Consider the following 23,793-nt stretch of genomic DNA (forward strand, 5'->3'; position numbering starts at 1 on the left):
TTAGTTCTCCGTGTAGTCACCAATAAAATTATAAATGTTCAATAAATTCGTCAAGCGCCTCATGGTGTACTTCAGGTTTAAGGTTCCCGAAGGACAATGAAGCATTCTGCATGAAGTGCCTCTCAATGCAAATGGTCTTTAGGTCTGTGAAGTTCTTAAGACCGGAAAGCACCTGGTTAAGATAATACTTCTTGTGTCCAATAAAAAGGATAGTGTCATATGAACCCTGTCCATCAAGACCAGTCCAGTTCTTGTCAGCAAGGAAAGTACCAAGTGAATGGACATTGATGTATTTAGCACCAATATCCCTGTCCACAAGAGCAGTAATAGAATGTCCGGTAGCAGCTACCGGAACACCTGTCTTTGCGATGGCAATCGTCTTCTCTATAAGCAGTTCATCTTTTAAGATCTCTGATCCAACAACAAGAAGAGGTCTCTTTGCCTTTGTGATTATTTTTGCTGCCACATTCGGATTTACAGGTTTTGCTACTTTCCTACCCCATGTGGTGTAGATCTGCGTGTTCTTGGTTGTATCTACCACTTAACATTCCCCCTTGCAGAGTCTCTTTACGTTTGTAGGCTGAGCGGAAACATCTGATTTCATCGTTGGTCCTGAAAGGATCTTTTTGCGTTTCCAGTCGATTTCCCATCCATGGTCCTTTTCAAGCATCTTGAGAAGTGTCTCACGTTTCGCAAGTGGAAGGTCAGTCTCGGTCCTTACGAACTTATACCAGTCCTCAGGCATGTGACCGAGGTACTTCTGGTTGAGTTCCATATAGTGAGTAAGTTTGATCATTCTACCCATATTGTTATCGGATGGACGGATACAGTTCTTTGCAAGCATAGGGAGAAGCTCTTCAATAGTGTCTGCTGTTGTCAGCAGGAATTCTGGTGAAGCAGGAATCGGCATTTCTGAACCATCCCTTGCATCATACACCTTCCAGTCTTCTTTCTGATATGGCTTACCAATGAGTGCCCTTCTGTACTTGGAACCATGTGGCCCTACAACTACAGGAATACCAAGTCTGTTACATCCGGTAGCAATGGAAGATGCCTTCTGCGAGTATGCCCCCCATGCAACACCTACCGCACCAATACGGTTTGTGATGTAGTCAGCAATCTCCTCATAATTACCAGAAACCTGCCTCTGTGCAAATATAGCAGCTACTTTGATAGCCGTTCCTGTAATGTGTGCGTTGGAAACACATGAACCTACATTAATGAGGTTACCGGCAAGGAATTTTGCAGGATATTTCTCATAAAGGGTTTCACCGTGTTCGTTCTTGTACATACCAAGGTCCATTGCGGAACATCCCGACATTAGCACGATGTAATTCCTCTTAAGCATCTCATCTGCAACTGTGTACAGATCCTTTGTGCCATCCGGATAGTTGGAACATCCAACCATTGCAATAATACCAGGCGTTGTTCCAAGAACGAGGTTGACACCTTCTTCACGAATTTCAGAGTCACTTATCTGCCCTCTGCCTGCACGCATGAATCCCCTCTCCTCACGGATGAGTTTCTGGGATGACTTCTCTATCATATTAAGAATAGGAATCTCCTTTGGACATGCCTGGTCACACCTTCCACATGCAATACATTTGTCATGTAGATACTCGAACTTGCTGAAATCCTTGTCAATTCCTGCCTTCATAGCTGCCATTATTGGAAGGTTGTCAGGACAGTCCATTTCACATGCACCACACTGGACACATTTCACTGAAAATTCCTGAAGCTCCTCTTCAGTTGGTAGAGCTGTAATGCCCATTTCATCCCTTATTTTAGACATCTTGATAGCAAGTTCTACTGAAACGTCAGCAAGTAGATCGAAATCCAGAATAAGAGCCCCTGGTTCCTTTCTGCTTGAAAGGTCTTCGATTATGGCTGCTGCACTGTCTTTTGATCTGTTTGGAAGACCATACATAATCTTATCATTAGTAGTTATTACAGGTATTGAGAGCTTCTTTGCTTCATCAAGTACATCAGCTCTGACACATTGTTCATCGACAACAATTACGTCAGGAACACCTGAGCGTATCATTTTGAGTTCTTTTGCCAGACTACCGATGATCTTTGCATGTGGTTTGCCACCGTGTTCCATCTGGTAACGTGTCATATCGATTGCAGTACAGCACAGACCGGCAAGCTCCATCTTGTCTTCCAGACCATGGTCGTGTATGTAATCCATAATGTTAGTTACACCTGCAACATTATGCCCGATAACAAGTAGTACAGGTTTTGTTGAATCAATGCAGCCCATTCCAATTTCTGCAAGCGGTGCTTCAGGATCTGATTTTGGCATTCCCATACATGATATCTGAGCGATGTCAGATACTTCCATTCCAACGTGGTCAAGCATTCCACCATGCATTGCCTTTGATTCAAAGTCAATTGCCGCACCTTCCTGTCCTGCATGGATCGTTGCGAGCAGCTGAGTGAGTTGTTCCTCTACATAGTCCATTACCTCCTCCAAATCACCAAGTGTCTCAGGCGTTATGCCAGTTACTGCCTGAGTGTTTGGAGCTAGCAGGTTTGAAGATCCGACATTAATGGGATGATCACGACCATGGAGACCTATAAGATGATGTAGCATGTGACGTCCGTGTCCTGCATGCGCAGCTGCACCAGTGATAACCCTAAGCAAAAATTCACGGGCCTGATGGGATTCCATATTAATACCACAAGCACCTTCTTTGTTGCCTCCAAGATCACATTTACCAAAAGTACAATAACAGCACTGGTCACAGACAGGAGTATATACTGGTTGATAACGTGAAAGAAGATTGTGATCCCACTCTCTCAAATCTGAGATCCCTGGTTTTGGAGTCGGACCTACTTCAACTCCTTCTTTTTCTGCTGTTTTCTCGATGGCACCTACGATCTTGCCAATTGTGATCTGAACATTTTCCAGTTCGTCAATGGAAAATTGCCCAGATGATATATCGTCGCTCATTTTGTTTTGTCCTCCTTTATGGGTGTAATAGTGCTACGAAAAAAAATATCGTATGACTAATTATTATGTGTACATTTTTTAGGAATATGTTTGAAACTATTGTTTTGGATATTCTAATAGCACCACCCTATATAAAAAAGTTTCCAGAATCTATCATGATTATTTGTGACCATTTTCCAATGTTTCACATAAAGAATAATCAGAAGATCATATTCGGGCATATGAGTAATAATTGACAGGAATATACAATTTTCACATATAAGTTTTCCGATATCTATCACGATTGTTCTTGACAATATATTGCTTCATATTTCATATTTATCAGAAATTGTTTTATTTAATGCCTGTTTACCATAGAGAATCATTGTATCATGGTGAATGATTTGGACAAAAAATGCTGGATATGCGGCAAAGAAGAAAATATACCTTTTAAGTGCCGTTTTTGTGGAAAAAACTTTTGTTCGAGGCACAGGCTCCCTGAACAGCATGCGTGCGTGGGGCTTGAACAGCTCAAGCAAGACAAGCAGTACAGCGGTAGTCCGGGATACGGGAGCAGTGGAACTGAGGATGTATTCAAAGATGCTTTGAAGAACACTGCGAAGTATGCAGCAAAAAGTGCGGCAAAGGGCGTAGGTCGAAATATCAGCCATTCCATAAAAAGCAGCCCCCCAATGGCAATCATTTACCTTTGTATATTTTCTTTTATTTTGCAGATAATCATACCAGGCTTTCAACAGGCTTTCCAGCTGGTTCCTGCTTTAATATTTGCGCGCCCATGGACATTAGTAACCCATATGTTCATCCACGCAGATTTCACACATATTTTATTCAATATGCTGGTACTCTTTTTCTTTGGTCCCGAACTGGAAAGAAGAGCCGGGAAAAAAGTATTCTTATATGTGTACTTCACAGCAGGCCTTGTTGCAGCCATAGCATATTCCATGACTAGCAAATCCCCATATATCCCCGTTGTAGGTGCCAGTGGTGCCATAATGGGCGTCTTTGCAGCTCTTGCAATAATAGCCCCCGAGATTAAGGTCTATGTCTACTTCATTCCAATGAAGATCACACAGGCTTTGATTCTTTTCGCATTGTTTGATTTTGTCCTGCTGGGTGCGAATGACATGATAGCCCACACTGCTCATCTGAGTGGAATTCTCGTAGGTGTGCTTATGGGCATGCGAATTAAACGTGCTCAAATAAAATATAACTCATATGATACTAATTATTACAGAAGGTGATCTTGCTGGTAAAAGCTCAGAATCACCTTGCAAGACTTTTTCCCAGACCTGAAGAAAATGAAATAATCCCAATCCAGTTCATTGATATGCAGGAGAAACTTGCTGGCTGGTCTCCGGAACTCAAACGCTCGGTTTACGTTGATGATTTTAAAGACACTGAGAAACTCAAAAGAGTACGGGAAATAACTCTTCTAAAAGTCTACAACTGGATACTTGATGGGGAGAGTCTGATAGAACTTACGGATATGGAAAAAGACCAGTTTGAAGAAGTAATGGATACGTTTATAAAACATGGCGGAGAAATTCTTTTTACAAGAAGAAAAATTCAGGGGAGGATTGTAAACTATTTCATGCTGGATACAAATTCAATATCAAAAACAATTATAACAAAGAAATCGCTAGCTGAAATACTGGGGCACTAAATAAATGGGAAAGTGTGGCCTGAATAGAATTTCTGCTATGTTGCTATCATCAAGATAGCGTGTTTTTAGTAGTATGTGATTTTAAATTAAATATACATAAATAATATTTATAGTGTGTATTGTATTTATTGAAATTATTGAACGTGATCATTATGATCGATCCTATTATCAATTATAATTATAGTGAGGCATCATGGCTAACGTGAAAACCGGACTGAATTCTATTGTCAAATACCTTAGTACTAAAAAAGAAACTGGAAGAAGAAGCATTGGTCTTCTTGTAGATGGTCCCAATGTATTGCGCAAGGAATTTAATGTTAACCTCGAAGAGATCAGGGATGTCCTGAAAGAATACGGCAATGTCAAGATTGGAAGAGTGTTCCTGAACCAGTATGCATCTGATAAACTTGTAGAAGCTATTGAAAACAATGGATTTGAACCTATTATATGTTCCAGTGATGTTGATGTAAGGCTTGCAGTGGAAGGAATGGAACTTGTGTACAACCCAACGATCGATACGATGGCACTTGTCACAAGGGATGCAGATTTCAAACCATTGCTGAATAAAGCAAACGAACATGGTAAAGAGACCATCATCTTTGGTGTCGAACCCGGTTTTTCAACAGCCTTGAGAAACTCTGCGGATTACGTTATCCTGCTTGAGAACGATGAAATGAATTACAATGACGATGTAAACCCACAGGAAAATGATAGAAATGGTGCCAAAGATGGTGAATTTGTGCGCGGTTCCCGAAACAAAAAAGAAGCCTCAATAGATTATTAATGCTTCTTTGTTTCAATCACCATCGATTCAAGTTTTGATGGTGAGATACCATGTTTTGTTTCTGTACAGTTTTTTATCCTGTCAAGAAGTGTAGTAAGTTCTTCTTTTGAAAGCTCATACCCCATGTTGCTTACTATTCCTTTCAGAGCTTTCATGCCTGTATGTTTACCAACAATAAGATGACGCTTACCACCAACCATTTCCGGGCTGAATAGCTCATAAGTGCGTGGTTCTTCAAGGATTGCACATACATGGATACCTGATTCATGAGAGAAAGCGTGCTTTCCGACAATTGCCTTCGTTACTGCAGTCCCAAGTCCTGAAAATTCGTTTACAAGTCCTGAAAGCTCAGTTAACTTTGTGGTATCATACCTGTCTATACCATATTGTATTCTCAGTGAAACAAGTAACTCCTCAAGTGAAGCATTACCTGCACGCTCCCCTATACCATTAACAGTAGTATGAAGCTGCTTAGCCCCAGCCTCGGCAGCAGCAAGGGTATTTGCCGTTGCAAGACCAAGGTCATTATGACAGTGGATACAAATAGGAGTCTTTACTGCCTTCCTGATCTCACTGACAAGATAATGAGTTGTACTTGGAGTCAGAATACCTATCGTATCAGCAATACTTACATAATCAACTTTGTATTCCTCAGCAGCTTTAAAAGCAGTTTTCAGCACATCTAGATCAGTCCTGCTGCCATCTTCTGCTGCAAACCTGACACCTACTCCATGGTCCTTTGCATACTCAACAGCTTCCATGGCACAGGAAAACATCTCTTCACAGCTCTTATGATATTTATATTTGAGATGCATATCTGACATTGCAATGAATATACTGATAAAGTCAACATCACAATCAACAGCTACTTCGACATCGCTCAATTTTGACCTGGAAAGACAACATGTTCGTGCGTTGAGTCCCATGTTAGCAATTTCTTTGACCGTTTCCTTTTCAGAAACAGAAACTACCGGAAATCCAGCTTCAATGATATCCACGTGAACTGAGTCCAGTTTCATTGCAAGAGCAATCTTTTCTTCCCTTGTAAAAACTACTCCAGGTGTTTGCTCACCATCTCGCAGTGTCACATCACAAATCTCAACATCAAGAGGTGGCAAATTCAAATGATCGATAAGCTTGTTTCTTGAGTAATCTTTACTTTCTGACATAATATTGACTCCTGTGATTGCTGGTCAATTTCCAGTTCCAATATATAAGATTTCGGTATTTTAAGATAGTTTCTATTTTTTCGGCATATTCCAAGAGCAACTTTTATCTAGTGAATAGAAGGCAGTTGAATGCATCTTTTATTAATTTGTCCAGAATATGCTCCCATGGCAAAGTTGCGCCATTTTCAGGCAAGTTTACTCTGTACCTTCTCATAAAATCCGTTTATAGAACTACTTACAAATCTTGCAGGGTTCTCAGCCTTTGTTATTGTGACAACATCATTTTCTTTCATATTATAGGAATGCTGACCATCTATGACAACTGCGGCTTCTTTTTCAGGAACCATTATTTCCACTTTTAGAGTACTGTCACCCGGAACGATCCATGGTCTTGAAGAAAGTTTAAAAGGTGCCAGCGGAACTATGATCGACGCATCTACCCGAGGATCGACTATTGGCCCACCTGCACTCATAGCATATGCAGTAGATCCTGTAGGAGTTGCAAGTACAACACCATCTGCCCTCACATCTTCTATGTGTGAATCATCAATGGATATCCTGAAAGTCAGTATCTTTGCAGGTCTTGCCGTTATTAGAACTATCTCATTAGTTGCATCATATAGCCTCTCCCCATTCAGGCACACGCTGAGTCTGGAGCGCTCAGTATATGTGAAACCTTTCAGCACATCCTCAATATCCTTGATAGCATCTTCCGGTGGTACATCAACAAGAAAACCAAGAGTACCCATATTGATTCCTAGCACAGGCAACGGATCCTTCATCTTAGAAATATTCCTGAGTACCGTACCATCACCCCCCACAGAAATGATAAACTCCACGCCACATTCACGCATTTTCTCAACCGGGAGCAGATTATTTGTAATACCAAGATAATCACCCGTCTTGGGTGAAAGGTAAATTTCCACTTTAGATCTAAACGTATCATAGACTTTTCTGACCATATCAAGGGCATCTTGCTGATCAAATCGTGATACAATTCCGATTTTACTGACTGTCATGTGTTATCCCTGTAGAAAGCTTTAAGATATTTTCATGTGCATTCCCGTTGGATGCAATTACACTAACCTTACTCATTACTTTGTCTTCCAGCTTTAAAGATTCACCGCATCCATCGGTAACAATGCCTCCGGCCTCCTCTATAATGAGCTTGCCTGCAGCTACATCGGTCATGCGCATTGTTCCCCTGACATCTGCAAAAGCATCAATCATTCCTGAAGCTACATAGCATAATTCAAGTGCAACACTACCAAGATTTCTTACCCTTCTGACATTTGAAGAGAGAATTGCAGTTTCTTTTGTGTTAGACCTATAACCATAAATGCTCATGCAGAATCTACTGAGTTCAGAATTCCCGGATGGTTTTATCTTTGTGCCATTAAGATAAGCACCTTTTCCAGCCTCTGCATAGAACGCATCCCCTGTTGCCAGATTTTTTACATATCCAAAACAAAGATCATTCAGATCAGTTCTTGCAATGGCAATTGAAAGACTGTAAAAAGGTATTCCGGAACATGCATTATATGTCCCATCAATTGGATCGATTATAAGAGTATAAACAGGAGATGTTCTAAATATCTTTTCTCCAGCTTCCTCACTGATGATTCTGAAAGGATTTTTTTCCTTTTCAATTAATGTAAAAATGGCTTTTTCAGAAACATCATCTATTAATTTGGTTGGTGTTCCATCCGCACCAATATAAAGGACCCTGCCGGCATCAGTTGTGCCGACAAGATCTTTAATTGCCTCATGCACTACATCAGCAATCCTCTCACTAAACTCCAGGAACTCACTTGTGCATTGCATGAGATTTGAGCTCGTATTAAAGTCCCATTGCCTTGTTGGTCTTTGCTACAGACTTTGCACCATCGGTTTCAAGTTCCATCATGGCACGAATAGCATCGACATTCTCTGGAATGACATCGGATTCCTGGTGAATTGCCTGGAAGAAGTAAAGCTCTCCCTCATACATTGTAACAGAGTCTTCCCATACGCAGTTCTCCCACATATCGCCCCTTGGGCGCCCAAGGTCCTTTCCAAGTTCCATTACCTCTGCTGTAGAACCTATTCCCTGGCCGATCATCCTTACACGTGGCTGCTTTGAGAACAGTGCTTTGACATCATCAGTAGTGCATTCCTTTTCCATTTCGATGTTGAGGGTATGCAAGTGCATCAGAGTCGTAGGCAGCTTCACTGCAGTTGAAGCTATGTTAATATGTGGTAAAACAGACTTCACATCAGGTCCGTGATGAGAAGGAAGCTTAATTGGGTTTGGTACAATTGCATTGATAGGCCCTGTCTTAATATCATTTGGATCAGCAGCTCTTCTCATGAGCGTAACACGGACTTTCTTTACACCATATTCCTGATCGAGTGGATAAATGACCCTGCACAGACCAGTTGTGTTACATGATACGACCCTCACAAAGTCCTTACCCAATGCTTCAGCATAGTTTGCTTCTGCGTTGAATGAGCAACCTGCAAGTTCATGGGCTTCCCCGCCCTGCCAGATAGCCTTGACACCTGCTTTCTCGTAAAGTGCCTTGTTCTTCTCACCGATACCACCTGGTGTACAGTCAACTACAACATCAGCCTTTGCGATCATGTCGTCTACTGTACCTGCAGCAGGGATACCTGCCTGTTTCATAGCATCAACCCTGTTGGCTAATGTGTATACATTATATCCTTTATCGTGTGCAATAAATGCTTCATAATTTGGTCTTGTTTTAGCAATACCGATTATTTCCATATCGTCCTGCACGGTGACAGCATCAGCAACTCGTTTACCAATGGTACCATATCCGTTTATTGCAACTTTTACTTTTGACATCTTAGTTCCATCCTATCTTATATTATTTGTATTTGACTTCAAATTATTAATAAATTTATAGTATATGAAAAAATCACTTATGAAGTATAATAGCTTCCCCGGTTCCAAAATTGATCTCTTTTATCAATCCCTTTACAGTCTCTTTTTCCCCGAGTATTCCATAAAGGTCAATATTCTCCCCGTCAACGATCATCTTTGTAACGGATTCCATCACCATACTGCGGGTTTCACCGTTGATAAGAATAACTTTAAGTTCACACATAGATGTTCCTCCTATTCAAGTAACTTGGCTACTGAACAGCCTTTAGGTGCACCGATATCCTCTCCTACAGGATCACATTTCACCTTAAGTAAATATGCTATTGGTCTATAATTCTCTTCTGACAATGTCTCGTAATTTGCCATTCCCTTACTTATAATAAGTGAAGCATTCTCAAGTGCATCCTTAAGCTCCTGTGGCGCCTCTTCAAAGCGAATCCCTATTGCATTGGAACCTGTGGTAAGTACACGGTCAACCTTTTCGTCAATGCCGAACTCTTTGACATCTTCCATGGTTGCATCATTAAGTATTGGTGCACCTCTGACAACAAGAGTTATCTTCCCACCCATTTTTTTGATGATCTCGAACATAAGAGTATCTATCAGGATCTCACCGGAATTGTCAGCCAGATATACAACATTGCTGAGCTTGTCAAGCATCTTATCAGTATCATCTATGTCCAGTCCGCGTGTGAAATGCTCCTTAAACGTCTCATCAAAAATATCAATGGGCACTTCAAGTCCCATGACACCGTAATCGAAATAATTGCCTATTACAGCTGCAAGAACTGCACGTTTGAATGTGGCGATATCATCCCCATCGCCGTTAAATACATGTGAACGTATGACCGGCATGAATCTGAGTGCAGTCTGGCTACTCAGTTCTTTCATTTTAAGATATGGATCATTGTCGTTTAGTATCTCATAGGTTTTCCTGTGTATAGGTGTGGATAACTCTCCCGCAGGCATACCCGGCTGATAGAGAGAATTCAATACTTCTATACCACCGAGAATTGCTTTATGCATAAGCTCTTCATCATCAGTTGACAGTTCCGCTTCCAGGTGAACCCGGGATAGCAAGCAATATGAACATCTTGGGTGAACTTTCATAGGATAATTCCTCTGTGAATAATAGAATCTCTATTTTACCATATGCAATAAGTTTAACCTTGATAATATCCGAAAACAAAATAAGCTTTGTGTGTGTCTTTAACCTGACTTTAGGATAAGAAGATCATTATGAATAAAATACCTCGTTTTAATACAAAAGGCTTTAAGCTGAAAACTGAACATGGTCGATACATAATCCTTGGCAGTATAGACGGGATACTGGCCGTTCTTGGTGTTGTGATCGGTACATCCCACGTTTCCAGTGATCCTACAATCGTTATGAATGCCGCTTTGGGCGGAGCTGTTGCCCTGGCACTTACCAATGGTATTGGCTCATACCTTGCTGAAAGTGCCGTAGAATATGGGAACCTCGCTGAACTGGAAAAACCCCTGCTGCGAAGTCTCAATAGCACAATACTTGAGCAGGACACAAAGAAGAAGATATGGAGTGACTCATTCTTCCACGGAGGAGCAAGCTTTTTCGGTTCGCTTGTCCCGATACTTCCATTCTTGCTTCTTGATGAACACATGCTTGAAGCAGCAATTATTTGCAGTATATCAGTCCTATCCATTCTTGGAATGTATTCCGGTAAACTGGCAAAACAGAGTATGATAAAGCATTCTGTGCGTATGGTCGCTCTGGGAATAATGATAGTTTTAGCCGTTACCATGCTTGGACTTGAGTGATATTTAGAGTATATTATATTTTATGTCAAATATTGGTTCAAAATTATAGTTATTAACTAAACATTTATTACTTAAGAGATACAACTATTTTTCATGGCTAAACCAGAACAAATTCTGATAGAGCATCATCTTTCATTAGAGGAATTGCTTAAACATATTAAGTCGTTAGAGAAAGATACAAGAGTTCTACAACGTTTGTATTTTGTTAAACACCGTTATGAAGGTGCTTCAGTTAATGAAGCGGCTAAACTTGTAGGGATATCAAAACCCGTTGCATATCAATGGCAAGAACGGTGGAATCAAGACGGATATAAAGGTTTGAAACCCAGGTTTTCAGGAGGTTGCCCTTCAAAACTCACTAATGACCAAAAAGAAAAACTAAAGACCATGTTACATGAGCGTGATGACTGGTCAACAAAAGCAGTTCAGGAACTCATATATAATGAGTTTAAAGTTCAATACACCATTAAGCAAATATTAGTCATCTTGAAAAAGTTTGGCATGCATCATGGCAAACCCTATACACATGATCATCGAAGACCAGAAGACGCAGAAGACCGTTTAAAAAAAACTTACCATTAATCGATGATGGTTGCGTTATCGGCTTTCTTGATGAATCATCTCCACAAACAACATCAAATACAGTTCGTTTATGGTCTTTCAATAAACCTGTTATCTTCAAAAACACAACCAGGCTAAAAGCAAACTCCTTCGGGTTTTATGCATTGAATGGTAATTCAGTTATAAATTTTAAGGAACATTCAACCAAAGAAGATGTATGTTCATTTCTGTCAACTGTAAAAAACAGTAACATAGGAAAAAGAATTGTAATCATTCTCGACAATTTTAGATCACATCGAGCAAAAGATACATTGGATTTTGCACAGGCAAATGACATCGAATTGGTCTATTTACCTCCATATTCGCCAGACTTGAATCCAATAGAATTCATCTGGAAGAGCGTCAAAAGAATAATTTCTTGTAATTTTGTGAAAGATCTTGACCATATGAAAAATCTGATTGCTGAGACGTTTATTAGTTGTTCATCAAAGATTAGTTTCGCAAGAAAATGGATTGATAAGTTTCTGAAAAATAAGTTATGAATGTTAAGTGAACAACTATAATTTAGGAATGCTTATAAGTAATTAACTTTAGTACAATAATTTATCCGGGTAAAACCGAATAATTTGGTACACAAAAAAAGGTGGTTACTTAAATGAAATGTAACTATTCAGCCTGACTGTTTTAATGATGCAAAAAACAATATACTATGGCTTCATTCTATGTGTTAAAAAATATTCAGTAAAATATCATAAAAAACGTCTATCAATCTGAGGGGATTTGTATAGACCGCGAAGAAATACTTGCAGTTTATGAAGCTGGTCCAGAAGCAGTAGTAGAACTTGTAACTCGATTACTTGGGATAATTGAACATCAATCTCTCCAAATTGCACAACTTGAAGAGCGTGTCAGGCATTTGGAAGAAATGCTTGAAAAGAATAGTCGCAACAGTAGCAAACCACCTTCTACTGATTCTTATGCACGGAATAAACCAACCGTTAAAAGTCAAAGAAAAAAGACCAATAAGCATGTAGGTGGTCAAAACGGTCATCCTGGTACTACATTAAGAATAAATGATGATCCGGATGAAGTTATTGTTCATCCTGTTAATCAATGCGTCAATTGTGGGAGATCGTTAGCTTCTGTTCCCTCTGACTATGAAAGAAGACAGGTCTTTGACATTCCTCCTATAACTATCAATTGCATTGAACATCGTTGCGAGATTAAAACATGTCCCAAATGTTCTCATGTAAACAAAGCTCTTTTTCCAGATGGTGTAACTCAGCCGACTCAATACGGTCATCGAGTTAAGTCATTTGCAGTTTATTTGCACACTTACCAATTACTTCCTTATCAGCGTGTTACCAAGTTGTTCTCTGATATTTTGGGATGCAAGATAAGTCCTGCTACTTTGGTGAACACGGAACGTAGTTGTTTTGAGAAGCTTGGAGCTTTTGAAAATACAGTGAAACATCTCCTGAAAGAATCTCCTGTCATCAATCTGGATGAAACAGGAATGAGAATAAATGCAGTTCGTAATTGGCTTCATGTGGCAGGTACAGACAAACTGACCTATTATTTTGCACATCGCAAAAGGGGCTCAGAAGCAATGGATGCTATGGGCATATTACCAGGTTACACTGGTGTTGCAACACATGATTTTTGGAAACCGTACAACAAATATGAATGTCAACATTCATTATGTAATGCACATTTATTACGAGAGTTAACTGGAGCTTCCGAAAACAGTGATCAACAGTGGACAAAGATAATGAGTGATCTCTTGATATGCATTAAACATCATGTTGATAATGATCTTTTAGATACTGAGCTAATTCAAAGGTTCAGTGAGGATTATGATCACATAACTTGTTTAGGAGTGAATGAAAATCCTCCTGATCCGGAATCAAATGTGCGGTCTAAAAAACGAGGACGTAAGAAGCAGACCACGGTAAAGAATTTGCTGGATAGGTTTATTGGCCATAAAGAGGATATCTTGCGATTTATGTACGACCAAAACGTTCCGTTTGATAACAATCAGGCTGAAAGAGATATCAGAATGACGAAAGTACAGCAGAAGATATCAGGTACTTTCCGCAGTAAACAGGGTGCAAAAAATTTCTGCCGTATAAGAGGATACGTGTCTACTGTTAATAAGAATTCTGAATCTGTTATCGATGCAATTAGTGCAATATTTTATGGCAATTCATTTGTTCCAAAGTTGCAGAATTGATCGTGGATGAAGAAATCAGCTTGGTGGAAGTGAGCTAGGCTGAATAGTTACAATGAAATTTGAAAAACTGTTATTGGTATTAGTTGTTACTTTAATAATATCCCTCGTGAGTATCAGTCCTGCTCTGGGAACTGCTTATAGAGATGTGGAATTTTCTTCCGGTGCCATGTCCTTTGCAGATGAGATAGTGGATTGCCAACTTAATGGTGGTGCATCTGCCGGTGATATAAATAAGATACTTGGAAAACCAAACAACAAATGTGTAAGTCTTGGAACAAAGGGTTATGCTATTGTAAAATTTACAGACAATTCCCTGACAACTTCTGGAGACAATAGCTATGATCTGGCTGTTTTTGAAACTGGCATTTTCACAGAAGAACTTGTAGAGGTTTTTATAAGCACAGATGGCAAGAACTGGATAAAGATCGGTAATGCCAACAAGAAAACATTGTTTGATATAGATGCAGTAGATGGTGTGCTCAAAAACGAAAAATATAGTTACGTCAAACTCATTGATCTTACCGGACTCAACAAGGGTAAATCATATGAAGGTGCCGATATGGATGCAGTCGGAGCTATAACATCAACAAGCCCGGTTTTGGAAGAGGCTGAAGATGAGAAATGTGAAACACCTGTTGAGACTAATATTCCTGAATTCCCAACAATAGTACTTCCAATGATAGCTATTCTCGGACTTGCATTCATCCATGGAAAAAAGAAAGAATAAATTACGACAGAAACCTTTCATGGTTTCTTTCTCATTTTATTTTTGAGTCTCTTTTTTATTCTCACTTACGTTTAAATCCCATGGGAATCTATAGAATCCCTCATGCTTGTAACGGTTGCATTATTGCTCGTAAGCCTGGTGATGATCACAAAAGGTGCCGACTGGTTTGTAGAATCTGCGGTTTCTATTTCCGAGAAAAGTGGTATCCCAAAGATAATCATAGGAGCTACTATCGTCAGTTTTGCGACTACTGCACCAGAATTCACAGTTTCTGCAATGGCAGCGTACCTTGATCATGTGGAAATGACGGTGGGAAATGCCGTAGGTTCTGCCATATGCAATATAGGTCTTGTATTAGGCGCTATAATAGTCATTAAAGCAATCCCGATAGAGCTTCATGGTTTCACTCGTAAGGGTGCGTTCATGTTAGGATCTGCACTCCTTATGATAGTTGTAGCATATGACGGCGTAATATCCTCATTTGACGGAATCCTGCTATTACTGGTATTTCTAGGGTTCATGTATTACAACTTCCGCCTTCAACGTGCTATTTTTGATGGAAATGAAGAACTAAGGGAAAAAGTACCCATAAACCAGTTGAAAAAGGATATTTTACTTTTCATTGTAGGTGCAATGCTTGTTGTAATTGGCAGCCGTATTCTTGTTGATGCAGGCATAACAATTGCTGAGTGGCTGGGAATTCCTGAAATGATCATAGCCCTTACACTGGTTGCCCTTGGAACATCGTTGCCTGAACTCATTACAGCTGTTTCAGCTACCCTGAAAGGACATCAGGATATTTCCATAGGAAACATACTCGGTGCAAACACAATGGATATTGCACTCATCCTTGGTGCATCATCCCAGATCAGACCTTTGACAATACTTCCGCAATCCTTGTCATACGATTTTCCATTTATGGTACTGATAATGATACTTCTGCTGATATTCGGCATCACCGGAAAGAAACTGGAAAAATGGGAAGGTGGCCTGATACTTGTAGCCTATTTTGGATATATCGTTGGTCTGTTTACACTGTACAATTAACTTCGAGACAAAAACAAATCGATACATTTAAATGAGGATACAAATCTTTTTTTCCTAAAAAGGAGCGTATTATGCAAAAAAAAATGATTGTATTCCTTGTAATATTAGTATTGTCACTGGCAGTATCAGGATGTAGCGACAAAGAAGAATCCATTACTATCCATGGTGATGATGGAGAAAAAATCGATATAAACTATGCTGAAGGTTCAGAAAATGAAGCTTGTCCGATAGGTACAACCGTGAAAATGACAGATCCTAACACCGGTGAAACTATGACAATGGAAGTTGTAGGTACTGAGGTTATTGAAGGGATAGAAATGTGTCATACAGTCGCTGAAATAAATGTAGCTTCAGATGATGACATCGCCAGAATGGAGATGTACACTCCTGTTGACGAGAACGATGAAAGTTTCATCATGACCTACTATGATAAGGACAACAATGTCATGTCTGAAACAAAGATCATTAACGGCAAGATGACTATGACAGACGATGAAGGTAACGTTGTCATGGAGATGGATATTCCTGAGGATGAATAATCCTCATTTTCTACTTTTTCTTTTTTCTGCTGCCTTTATGGGTTCAATAACCCTGTCTTTAATTGGCTTTAAATAGGATAATTACCATCAGTAATACTTATGCAACTTCCATCTCCTGATGAATTAAAACAGAAAAGGACCGACCTTGGTCTTACACAAAGTGATCTTGCAAAAAGAGCAGGTGTCAGTCAACCACTTATAGCCAGAATAGAAGCAGGAGATGTAGACCCCAGGTTATCGACCCTCAAAAAGATAATCAACGTATTCAATGATATTGAAAAAGAAGATATCTATCTCAAGGATATAATGAACATGGAGCTAATTTCCGTATCACCTGATGAGAGTATCGATGCTGCAGTCCATATTATGGAAAAGTTCAACATATCACAGATACCTGTTATACAGGATGGAATTTCTGTTGGAAGCTTATCCGAAGACATGATCGTCAGGTCAATGGCTGACAAAAAGACATCAGTTGTATCCAACATGAAGATCGGTGACATAATGGGGGATTCTTTCCCGACGCTATCCCCTAACACGGATGTCAAAACGGCATCTTATATGCTGGAGAAATATCCAGCCGTGCTGGTACTGGAAAAGGGTCATGTTGCTGGTGTTGTGACCAAGTACGATATACTAAAATTGCTGAGTGATTAAAGTTTCAGGATTGAGACTGGCTAATGTTAAATATTAGGGTTGCATAAGAGGCGAAAGTTGCCCTTTCAGGACAATCAAAATGTATATCATGAAAGTTATATCCCATGGTTGCACAATAAATCGATTAACTAAATCATAATTTACAGGTCAAAAATAATCAGGAGATTAATATGGATCTTGAAGATACACTTCTTATGATGCCAGGACCGGTTCCTGTTGCACCTCGCATTCTCAGGGCAATGTCAAAGCCTATGATCAACCACAGGGGAGCAGAATTCTCAGCAATGTACGATGACTGCTGCGAGATTCTGGCTGACGTTTTCCAGACAAAGAATGATATTTTCCTTTTAAGCGGATCAGGTACTGCTGCGATGGAAGCAGCCGTTGGTTGTACAACAGGCAAAGACGATGTTGTAGTTACCCTTGAAAATGGTAAATTCGGTGAAAGATTCAAGGATATAGCTGCAAGATACGGAAAAGTAAATGCTTTAGAGAATGAATGGGGCCATTCCTTTGATCTCAATGAGGTCGAAAAGAAACTGGAAGAAGGTGCAAAATCCATCACTCTCATACACAACGAGACTTCCGTAGGCATACAGAATCCTGCAAAAGAGATTGGTAAACTTGCAAAGAAACATGATGCGCTTTTCATCATGGACGGAGTAACAACCCTTGGCGGAGATCTTGTCAAAACCGATGAATGGGGTATTGATATCGCTGTTGTAGGTTCACAAAAATGTCTTGCCGCACCGCCGGGCCTTTCAATGATCTCAGTCAGTGAACGTGCTTTTGAAGCTATGGCAGACAAAGAGGATTTACCATACTATCTTGACCTTAAAGCTTACAAGAAGAGTGGTGACAAATCACAGACTCCTTATACTCCGGCAGTTCCTTTGTTCTTCGGCCTCCAGGAAGCACTCCACATTGTAAAGGAAGAAGGCATGGACGCCAGGATCAACCGTCATGCAACATGTGCAAAAGCAATACGTGCAGCAGCAAGCGCAATGGGTATTGAAATGTTCCCGCAGCTCAATGCTGACCATAGCCATTATTCTAATACTGTCACTGCAATGAAAGCTCCTGAGGGAATCACAGGCAATGATATAAAGAAAGATATGATGGCAAGGGGAATCACCATTGCCGGTGGCCAGTCCCACCTTAGTGGCAAAATATTCAGGATTGGAAGCATGGGCAACGTCCAGCCAAAGGACATAATGCTGACAATTCAGGAACTTGAAGTAGTCCTCAAGAAGAGAGGAATCATATCAGACATTGGATCAGGAGTAGAAGCTGCCAGCGAAGTGCTGGACACCCTCCTTTAATCTTTATCAGGTAAACATGGCAACAATTGGAGTAGCAGACACCACATTTGCACGCTTTAACATGGGTAAAGCTGCAATCGATGAGATCCAGAAGAACATCTCTGCTAAGATAATACGCAGAACAGTTCCAGGTATTAAAGACCTCCCGGTGGCAGCCAAAAAACTTATAGACGAAGAAGGATGCGATATTGTTATAGCTCTTGGAATGCCTGGCAGCAAGGAACAGGACAAAATATGTGCGCATGAAGCATCCACAGGAATTATTCAGGCACAACTTATGACAAACACCCATATCATAGAGGTTTTTGTTCATGAGGATGAAGCCAAGGATGAAAAAGAACTTGCCTTCCTGATGGAACAAAGATCAAGAGAGCATGCACTCAATGTTGTCAAAATGATATCCCGACCAGAGAAGCTCGTAAAGGAAGCCGGCACCGGCCAAAGACAGGGATTTGAGGATGTCGGACCTGCAAGGATATGATGTCAGATAAAGAAACGATGGAAAATATAAATTAATATAAAAATCTTAAGTGATTGTTATGACCATAAAATTGGGATTTGTAATAGCTGAATTTAACAGAGACCTTACATTCCAGATGGAGCTGCTCGGTGAGGAGCATGCGAAATTCCTTGGAGTAGAGGTAGTCGAGAAGATCTTGGTACCAGGAGTATATGATATGCCTCTTGCCATCAAAAAACTCTGTGAACGTGATGATATTGATGCTGTAGTTACAATAGGAATTGTCATTGAAGGTGCAACAAAGCACGATGAGATCGTTGTGCAACAGGCTGCAAGAAAGATCACCGACCTTTCCCTTGAATATAACAAGCCTGTAACTCTGGGAATTGCCGGTCCGGGCATGACCAGGATGGAAGCCCACCAGCGTGTGGACTATGCAAAGCGTGCTGTTGAAGCAGCGGTCAAACTTGTACAACGTCTTTGATATTAAGAGTACTAAACTGAAAAATGATTGGGTATTTACATGGCATCGTCAAGACTAGAGCGAGTGGAAGAATCGGCAACGATAAAAGCCGCTAATGTTGCCAATAAAATGAGACAGGAAGGTGTAGATGTCATAAGTTTCACCCTTGGTGAACCTGATTTCGATACCCCGAAACACATATGTGATGCAGCAGCAGATGCAATGTACAGAGGTGAAACGCATTACTCGCCATCAGCCGGAATTCCGGAACTAAGGAATGCGATTGCTGAAAAGCTCCGTACAGAGAACAAACTGGATGCAAAGGCTTCGGACATACTTGTTACACCCGGTGCAAAACAGGCCATTTTTGAGATAATGATGTCAGTACTTGATGATGGTGATGAAACAATTCTTTTTGACCCTGCATGGGTCTCATATGATCCTGCGATAAAATTTGCAGGTGCGAATACCACATGGGTGCCTACAGATCCATATGATGGGTTTAAACCTCGTGACCTGGAAGAATATATCACTGACAAAACAAAGCTTATCGTCGTTAACAGTCCGGGAAATCCTACAGGAGCTGTTTATGATAAACAGACCTTGAAGCATATTTCAGACTTAGCGATCGATAATGATATTCTTGTGCTCTCAGATGAAATATATGAAAAAATCATCTACGGCAAAGAACATTTCAGCATTGGCTCATTTGAAGGCATGCAGGACAGGACCATCACTGTTAATGGTTTTTCCAAAGCTTATGCAATGACCGGATGGCGATTAGGTTATGTGTGCGCAAGTCCGGACATCTTCAAAGGCATGTTAAAGATACAATCCCATTCGGTCAGCAGTGCAACAAGCTTTGTCCAGTATGGTGGTGTCGCAGCCCTTGAAGGTCCACAGGAACCAGTAACTGAAATGGTTGACAGGTTCAAAGCACGAAGGGATCTGCTGGTGGACGGTCTAAATGCTATTGGCATCAAGTGCCAGAAACCAGGCGGTGCATTCTACGCTTTTGCAGATGTCAGTGAGTACGGGAACGGTGATATCATAACAGGAAAACTCCTTACAAATGCCCACGTTGCCGTCACGCCAGGTTCTGCTTTCGGAGAAAGTGGTAAGGACTTTATAAGAATATCCTATGCTACATCGCTGGAAAGAATACAGGAAGGACTGGAAAGGATCAAAACAGCACTCGTCTGAATTTTCCTTTTCCCTTTTACTTTTTTAGTATGTATTAGAATTGTTTTACTTATAGCGCTCAAGCACTTTTTTGATGATTCTGCCAGTGCTGCAAAGAGAACAGGTCAATGACTGTTCCACTCTTATTACCTTACAGTTAAAACCCTTTTCATGCAACTGTTTTTCAAGTTTTTCAGTATCGAAACCCTGATCATATCCAAGTACTATGATATCAGGCTTTATTTCCTTTATAGGATCAAAAATATCAGAATCGCTTCCAAGAATAGCTTTATCGACTATTTTCAGGGAATTGACCATTTCCACCCTTTGCTCATCTGGAACTATGGGTTTTGGTTTGTGCTTTATCATGGATTCCCTGGCAACTATCACATAAAGCTCATCACCCATTCTTTTAGCTTCGCTAAGGTAAAGAATGTGTCCCGGATGAAGCAGATCGAAAGTTCCTGTTGCAAGTACTCTTACCAAAAAACATCACCTGTATGCTGTTCCTTATAAACAAGCATCCATTATAAAGATAGCTCAAGAATTACAACACAAAAATAACAACATACATTTATAAATTTTGATGCATACAATAAGTCTCATTTATATATACGATTATATAGTAATACAACTAATATAACAAGTACAACTTAAACATCAAAAGTAGATACCTGATTCATGGAGTACTATAGCATGACATTCACCTTCTGGAGAAGAATAGCCCAGGAAAATGAACTTAGAAAAGAGATTGCAAAAAGAAAAGATGCAGAAGAGAAATTACTACGTAGCGAGGAAAAATTCTCAAAAATAGCCACCTCAGCCAATGATGCAATAATAGTTGTCAACAATGAAAGCAAGGTTATTTTCTGGAATGGTGCTGCAACAAAGATATTTGGATATTCTGAAGATGAGGTGCTAGGTAAAGCAGTACACAGTTTGATTGCACCTGAAAAGTATCGTAATGCGTATTCGAACGGTTTCATAAAATTCACAGAAAGCGACTCTGGAAGGGTAATAGGCAACACTCTTGAGCTTGAGGGAAAACGAAAAGATGGGACAGAATTCCCAATTGAACTTTCGTTATCCTCAATGCAGCTCTCCGATGGAACATGGAATGCATCAGCTATTATTCGTGATATTACCGAGCGCAAACGCCTTGATACAATGGAGCATGATCTTCTGGAAAGACTGACAACTATAATAAATAATATCAATAGCGGGATAATGCTAATTGACAGTGCGAATAAAGTTATAGTTGATGTAAATCCTGTGGCAGCAAAAATGATAGGCCTTCCCCGGGAATCGATAATAGGGAATACGTGTCACAAATTTGTATGCCCTGCACACGAAAAACAATGTCCCATCATAGATCTGAGACAAACTGTAGATCGGTCTGAGAAATTCCTTTTAGACAAAAATGGGAAGGAAATACCCGTAATAAAATCAGTAGTCACTGTAAAACTAAAAGGAAAAGAGTACCTTGTTGAGAGTTTCTATGATATTTCCAACAGAATCAAAATAGAAGAAGCACTTATTAAAGCAAAACTCGCTGCTGAGGCCTCCGATATGGCAAAAAGTGAATTCCTTACGAATATGAGCCATGAACTTCGCACACCCCTAAATTCCATCATTGGATTTTCAGATATGTTGCTTTATAACGAAAACGATATTTTTAGCGATAAGCAGAAAAAGTACCTTTCAAATATATCCAACAGTGGAAAACATCTACTAGAAGTCATAAATGATATTCTTGACCTTTCCAGGATAGAAGCTGGAAAAATGGACCTTGTAACAGAAGAGGTAAATGTATTTGATGTATTTAATGAACTAAAGAGAACGGTATCAACCCTTGTAATAACGAAAGATATTTCCCTTGAATTTGACATTGACAATGATATCGCAACTATAACGGTTGACAGGATCAAGTTATAGTTATTAACTAAACATTTATTACTTAAGAGATACAACTATTTTTCATGGCTAAACCAGAACAAATTCTGATAGAGCATCATCTTTCATTAGAGGAATTGCTTAAACATATTAAGTCGTTAGAGAAAGATACAAGAGTTCTACAACGTTTGTATTTTGTTAAACACCGTTATGAAGGTGCTTCAGTTAATGAAGCGGCTAAACTTGTAGGGATATCAAAACCCGTTGCATATCAATGGCAAGAACGGTGGAATCAAGACGGATATAAAGGTTTGAAACCCAGGTTTTCAGGAGGTTGCCCTTCAAAACTCACTAATGACCAAAAAGAAAAACTAAAGACCATGTTACATGAGCGTGATGACTGGTCAACAAAAGCAGTTCAGGAACTCATATATAATGAGTTTAAAGTTCAATACACCATTAAGCAAATATTAGTCATCTTGAAAAAGTTTGGCATGCATCATGGCAAACCCTATACACATGATCATCGAAGACCAGAAGACGCAGAAGACCGTTTAAAAAAAACTTACCATTAATCGATGATGGTTGCGTTATCGGCTTTCTTGATGAATCATCTCCACAAACAACATCAAATACAGTTCGTTTATGGTCTTTCAATAAACCTGTTATCTTCAAAAACACAACCAGGCTAAAAGCAAACTCCTTCGGGTTTTATGCATTGAATGGTAATTCAGTTATAAATTTTAAGGAACATTCAACCAAAGAAGATGTATGTTCATTTCTGTCAACTGTAAAAAACAGTAACATAGGAAAAAGAATTGTAATCATTCTCGACAATTTTAGATCACATCGAGCAAAAGATACATTGGATTTTGCACAGGCAAATGACATCGAATTGGTCTATTTACCTCCATATTCGCCAGACTTGAATCCAATAGAATTCATCTGGAAGAGCGTCAAAAGAATAATTTCTTGTAATTTTGTGAAAGATCTTGACCATATGAAAAATCTGATTGCTGAGACGTTTATTAGTTGTTCATCAAAGATTAGTTTCGCAAGAAAATGGATTGATAAGTTTCTGAAAAATAAGTTATGAATATTAAGTGAACAACTATAAAACAAATACTCTATAATCTGATAGGCAATGCAATTAAATTTACCACGGAAGGTGGTTATATCCACGTGTATGCAAAAAAGGTTCTAAACAATATAGAGATTGAGGTAAAGGACTCGGGAATAGGCATACATCCGGATGATCAGAAAGACCTGTTTGAACCTTTCACACAAGTAGACTCAGCACTTACCAGAAATTATGACGGTTCAGGACTAGGTCTCGCAATTGTCAAGAAATATGTTGAAATGCACAGAGGAAGCATTCGAGTTGAGAGTGAAACCGGTAAGGGTTCATCATTTGTATTCGAAATACCTCTGTAAAACCTGCCTTAATTCCGAA

Annotated in this window: 24 protein-coding genes and 2 pseudogenes; 17 read left to right on the forward strand and 9 right to left on the reverse strand. The window is 39.7% G+C overall.

The genetic code is table 11. The annotated features are described in order from the left end of the window. Positions 1–28: 28 nt before the first annotated feature. Together cdhB and cdhA are read right to left on the reverse strand one after the other, a co-directional pair. Entirely contained in the window at positions 29–541 is a 513-nt protein-coding gene (gene cdhB, locus WN948_RS02345; protein WP_342305394.1) for a CO dehydrogenase/acetyl-CoA synthase complex subunit epsilon, read from the reverse strand. After that, the gene (gene cdhA / locus WN948_RS02350; RefSeq protein WP_342305395.1) at positions 542–2,956 is read right to left on the reverse strand and encodes a CO dehydrogenase/acetyl-CoA synthase complex subunit alpha; all 2,415 of its coding nucleotides are present in this window, start codon (positions 2,954–2,956) and stop codon (positions 542–544) included. 374 nt (positions 2,957–3,330) lie between these two features. On the opposite strand from cdhA, the gene WN948_RS02355 reads away from it, so the two are divergent. From WN948_RS02355 to WN948_RS02365, 3 genes are all read left to right on the forward strand, one after another. Further along, on the forward strand, positions 3,331–4,197 hold the full coding sequence (locus tag WN948_RS02355) for a rhomboid family intramembrane serine protease (protein ID WP_342306520.1): 867 nt from the start codon (positions 3,331–3,333) through the stop codon (positions 4,195–4,197). A gap of 2 nt (positions 4,198–4,199) precedes the next feature. Further along, a complete protein-coding gene (locus tag WN948_RS02360; RefSeq protein WP_342305396.1) occupies positions 4,200–4,619 on the forward strand; it encodes a hypothetical protein in 420 nt (139 codons plus the stop codon). Between the two features lie 193 nt (positions 4,620–4,812). After that, positions 4,813–5,403, forward strand: a complete 591-nt coding sequence (locus WN948_RS02365; RefSeq protein ID WP_342305397.1) for a TIGR00288 family NYN domain-containing protein — start codon at positions 4,813–4,815, stop codon at positions 5,401–5,403. Here WN948_RS02365 and WN948_RS02370 read toward each other — a convergent pair. The 6 genes from WN948_RS02370 to WN948_RS02395 form a co-directional block, all read right to left on the reverse strand. After that, entirely contained in the window at positions 5,400–6,572 is a 1,173-nt protein-coding gene (locus tag WN948_RS02370) for a homocitrate synthase family protein (protein ID WP_342305398.1), read from the reverse strand. The genes WN948_RS02365 and WN948_RS02370 overlap by 4 nt on opposite strands. 185 nt (positions 6,573–6,757) lie before the next feature. Continuing rightward, positions 6,758–7,591 (reverse strand): NAD(+)/NADH kinase, encoded by an 834-nt coding sequence (locus tag WN948_RS02375; protein WP_342305399.1) that lies wholly within the window; start codon positions 7,589–7,591, stop codon positions 6,758–6,760. Beyond that, positions 7,578–8,396, reverse strand: coding sequence for a bifunctional fructose-bisphosphatase/inositol-phosphate phosphatase (locus tag WN948_RS02380; protein ID WP_342305400.1), 819 nt, complete (start codon positions 8,394–8,396; stop codon positions 7,578–7,580). The genes WN948_RS02375 and WN948_RS02380 overlap by 14 nt, the downstream gene beginning before the upstream one ends. 16 nt (positions 8,397–8,412) lie before the next feature. Next, positions 8,413–9,420 carry a type II glyceraldehyde-3-phosphate dehydrogenase gene (locus WN948_RS02385; protein WP_342305401.1) on the reverse strand — a complete coding sequence of 336 codons (1,008 nt, stop codon included), beginning with the start codon at positions 9,418–9,420 and terminating at the stop codon, positions 8,413–8,415. A gap of 73 nt (positions 9,421–9,493) precedes the next feature. Continuing rightward, the gene (locus WN948_RS02390; protein WP_342305402.1) at positions 9,494–9,682 is read right to left on the reverse strand and encodes a CooT family nickel-binding protein; all 189 of its coding nucleotides are present in this window, start codon (positions 9,680–9,682) and stop codon (positions 9,494–9,496) included. Positions 9,683–9,693: 11 nt separating this feature from the next. After that, positions 9,694–10,569 (reverse strand): DUF89 domain-containing protein, encoded by an 876-nt coding sequence (locus WN948_RS02395; RefSeq protein WP_342305403.1) that lies wholly within the window; start codon positions 10,567–10,569, stop codon positions 9,694–9,696. A 129-nt stretch (positions 10,570–10,698) separates the two neighbouring features. Here WN948_RS02395 and WN948_RS02400 point away from each other — a divergent pair, with 129 nt between their 5' ends. From WN948_RS02400 to WN948_RS02450, 11 genes and pseudogenes are all read left to right on the forward strand, one after another. After that, complete coding sequence (locus WN948_RS02400) at positions 10,699–11,256, forward strand: VIT1/CCC1 transporter family protein (protein WP_342305404.1); 558 nt, start codon at positions 10,699–10,701, stop codon at positions 11,254–11,256. Positions 11,257–11,349: 93 nt separating this feature from the next. Continuing rightward, positions 11,350–12,359: pseudogene (locus WN948_RS02405) on the forward strand (IS630 family transposase). Between the two features lie 236 nt (positions 12,360–12,595). Beyond that, positions 12,596–14,050: an IS66 family transposase gene (locus WN948_RS02410; RefSeq protein WP_342306521.1), complete on the forward strand. Its 1,455-nt coding sequence runs from the start codon at positions 12,596–12,598 to the stop codon at positions 14,048–14,050. A gap of 52 nt (positions 14,051–14,102) precedes the next feature. Next, entirely contained in the window at positions 14,103–14,777 is a 675-nt protein-coding gene (locus tag WN948_RS02415) for a PEF-CTERM sorting domain-containing protein (RefSeq protein WP_342305405.1), read from the forward strand. 102 nt (positions 14,778–14,879) lie between these two features. Further along, positions 14,880–15,824 (forward strand): calcium/sodium antiporter, encoded by a 945-nt coding sequence (locus WN948_RS02420; protein WP_342305406.1) that lies wholly within the window; start codon positions 14,880–14,882, stop codon positions 15,822–15,824. Between the two features lie 71 nt (positions 15,825–15,895). Further along, positions 15,896–16,363: a hypothetical protein gene (locus WN948_RS02425; protein ID WP_342305408.1), complete on the forward strand. Its 468-nt coding sequence runs from the start codon at positions 15,896–15,898 to the stop codon at positions 16,361–16,363. 99 nt (positions 16,364–16,462) lie between these two features. Beyond that, positions 16,463–17,020 (forward strand): CBS domain-containing protein, encoded by a 558-nt coding sequence (locus tag WN948_RS02430; RefSeq protein WP_342305409.1) that lies wholly within the window; start codon positions 16,463–16,465, stop codon positions 17,018–17,020. Positions 17,021–17,190: 170 nt separating this feature from the next. Next, positions 17,191–18,342 (forward strand): alanine--glyoxylate aminotransferase family protein, encoded by a 1,152-nt coding sequence (locus WN948_RS02435; RefSeq protein WP_342305410.1) that lies wholly within the window; start codon positions 17,191–17,193, stop codon positions 18,340–18,342. A gap of 16 nt (positions 18,343–18,358) precedes the next feature. Then, positions 18,359–18,823, forward strand: coding sequence for a riboflavin synthase (ribC, locus tag WN948_RS02440; RefSeq protein WP_342305411.1), 465 nt, complete (start codon positions 18,359–18,361; stop codon positions 18,821–18,823). A gap of 58 nt (positions 18,824–18,881) precedes the next feature. Then, on the forward strand, positions 18,882–19,286 hold the full coding sequence (ribH, locus tag WN948_RS02445) for a 6,7-dimethyl-8-ribityllumazine synthase (protein ID WP_342305412.1): 405 nt from the start codon (positions 18,882–18,884) through the stop codon (positions 19,284–19,286). Positions 19,287–19,325: 39 nt separating this feature from the next. After that, a complete protein-coding gene (locus WN948_RS02450) occupies positions 19,326–20,468 on the forward strand; it encodes a pyridoxal phosphate-dependent aminotransferase (protein ID WP_342305413.1) in 1,143 nt (380 codons plus the stop codon). 45 nt (positions 20,469–20,513) lie between these two features. Here WN948_RS02450 and WN948_RS02455 read toward each other — a convergent pair whose 3' ends face one another. After that, the gene (locus WN948_RS02455) at positions 20,514–20,933 is read right to left on the reverse strand and encodes an adenylyltransferase/cytidyltransferase family protein (protein ID WP_342305414.1); all 420 of its coding nucleotides are present in this window, start codon (positions 20,931–20,933) and stop codon (positions 20,514–20,516) included. Positions 20,934–21,143: 210 nt separating this feature from the next. On the opposite strand from WN948_RS02455, the gene WN948_RS02460 reads away from it, so the two are divergent. The 3 genes and pseudogenes from WN948_RS02460 to WN948_RS02470 all read left to right on the forward strand — a co-directional run bounded on the left by WN948_RS02460 (position 21,144) and on the right by WN948_RS02470 (position 23,774). Continuing rightward, positions 21,144–22,382, forward strand: coding sequence for a PAS domain S-box protein (locus WN948_RS02460; RefSeq protein ID WP_342305415.1), 1,239 nt, complete (start codon positions 21,144–21,146; stop codon positions 22,380–22,382). Positions 22,383–22,426: 44 nt separating this feature from the next. After that, a pseudogene (locus WN948_RS02465) lies at positions 22,427–23,436 on the forward strand (IS630 family transposase). A gap of 26 nt (positions 23,437–23,462) precedes the next feature. Next, positions 23,463–23,774, forward strand: a complete 312-nt coding sequence (locus WN948_RS02470) for an ATP-binding protein (protein WP_342306522.1) — start codon at positions 23,463–23,465, stop codon at positions 23,772–23,774. Positions 23,775–23,793: the final 19 nt, after the last annotated feature.

The organism is Methanolobus sp. ZRKC5, from assembly GCF_038446525.1.
Classification (GTDB): domain Archaea; phylum Halobacteriota; class Methanosarcinia; order Methanosarcinales; family Methanosarcinaceae; genus Methanolobus.

What these genes read in the sequence shown, in the direction of transcription:
- cdhA (WP_342305395.1), bottom strand. Translation starts at nt 2,956, where the DNA reads ATGAGCGACGATATATCATCTGGGCAATTTTCCATTGACGAACTGGAA.
- WN948_RS02365 (WP_342305397.1), top strand. Translation starts at nt 4,813, where the DNA reads ATGGCTAACGTGAAAACCGGACTGAATTCTATTGTCAAATACCTTAGT.
- WN948_RS02370 (WP_342305398.1), bottom strand. Translation starts at nt 6,572, where the DNA reads ATGTCAGAAAGTAAAGATTACTCAAGAAACAAGCTTATCGATCATTTG.
- WN948_RS02375 (WP_342305399.1), bottom strand. Translation starts at nt 7,591, where the DNA reads ATGACAGTCAGTAAAATCGGAATTGTATCACGATTTGATCAGCAAGAT.
- WN948_RS02380 (WP_342305400.1), bottom strand. Translation starts at nt 8,396, where the DNA reads ATGCAATGCACAAGTGAGTTCCTGGAGTTTAGTGAGAGGATTGCTGAT.
- WN948_RS02385 (WP_342305401.1), bottom strand. Translation starts at nt 9,420, where the DNA reads ATGTCAAAAGTAAAAGTTGCAATAAACGGATATGGTACCATTGGTAAA.
- WN948_RS02390 (WP_342305402.1), bottom strand. Translation starts at nt 9,682, where the DNA reads ATGTGTGAACTTAAAGTTATTCTTATCAACGGTGAAACCCGCAGTATG.
- WN948_RS02395 (WP_342305403.1), bottom strand. Translation starts at nt 10,569, where the DNA reads ATGAAAGTTCACCCAAGATGTTCATATTGCTTGCTATCCCGGGTTCAC.
- WN948_RS02400 (WP_342305404.1), top strand. Translation starts at nt 10,699, where the DNA reads ATGAATAAAATACCTCGTTTTAATACAAAAGGCTTTAAGCTGAAAACT.
- WN948_RS02415 (WP_342305405.1), top strand. Translation starts at nt 14,103, where the DNA reads ATGAAATTTGAAAAACTGTTATTGGTATTAGTTGTTACTTTAATAATA.
- WN948_RS02420 (WP_342305406.1), top strand. Translation starts at nt 14,880, where the DNA reads ATGCTTGTAACGGTTGCATTATTGCTCGTAAGCCTGGTGATGATCACA.
- WN948_RS02425 (WP_342305408.1), top strand. Translation starts at nt 15,896, where the DNA reads ATGCAAAAAAAAATGATTGTATTCCTTGTAATATTAGTATTGTCACTG.
- WN948_RS02430 (WP_342305409.1), top strand. Translation starts at nt 16,463, where the DNA reads ATGCAACTTCCATCTCCTGATGAATTAAAACAGAAAAGGACCGACCTT.
- WN948_RS02435 (WP_342305410.1), top strand. Translation starts at nt 17,191, where the DNA reads ATGGATCTTGAAGATACACTTCTTATGATGCCAGGACCGGTTCCTGTT.
- ribC (WP_342305411.1), top strand. Translation starts at nt 18,359, where the DNA reads ATGGCAACAATTGGAGTAGCAGACACCACATTTGCACGCTTTAACATG.
- ribH (WP_342305412.1), top strand. Translation starts at nt 18,882, where the DNA reads ATGACCATAAAATTGGGATTTGTAATAGCTGAATTTAACAGAGACCTT.
- WN948_RS02450 (WP_342305413.1), top strand. Translation starts at nt 19,326, where the DNA reads ATGGCATCGTCAAGACTAGAGCGAGTGGAAGAATCGGCAACGATAAAA.
- WN948_RS02460 (WP_342305415.1), top strand. Translation starts at nt 21,144, where the DNA reads ATGACATTCACCTTCTGGAGAAGAATAGCCCAGGAAAATGAACTTAGA.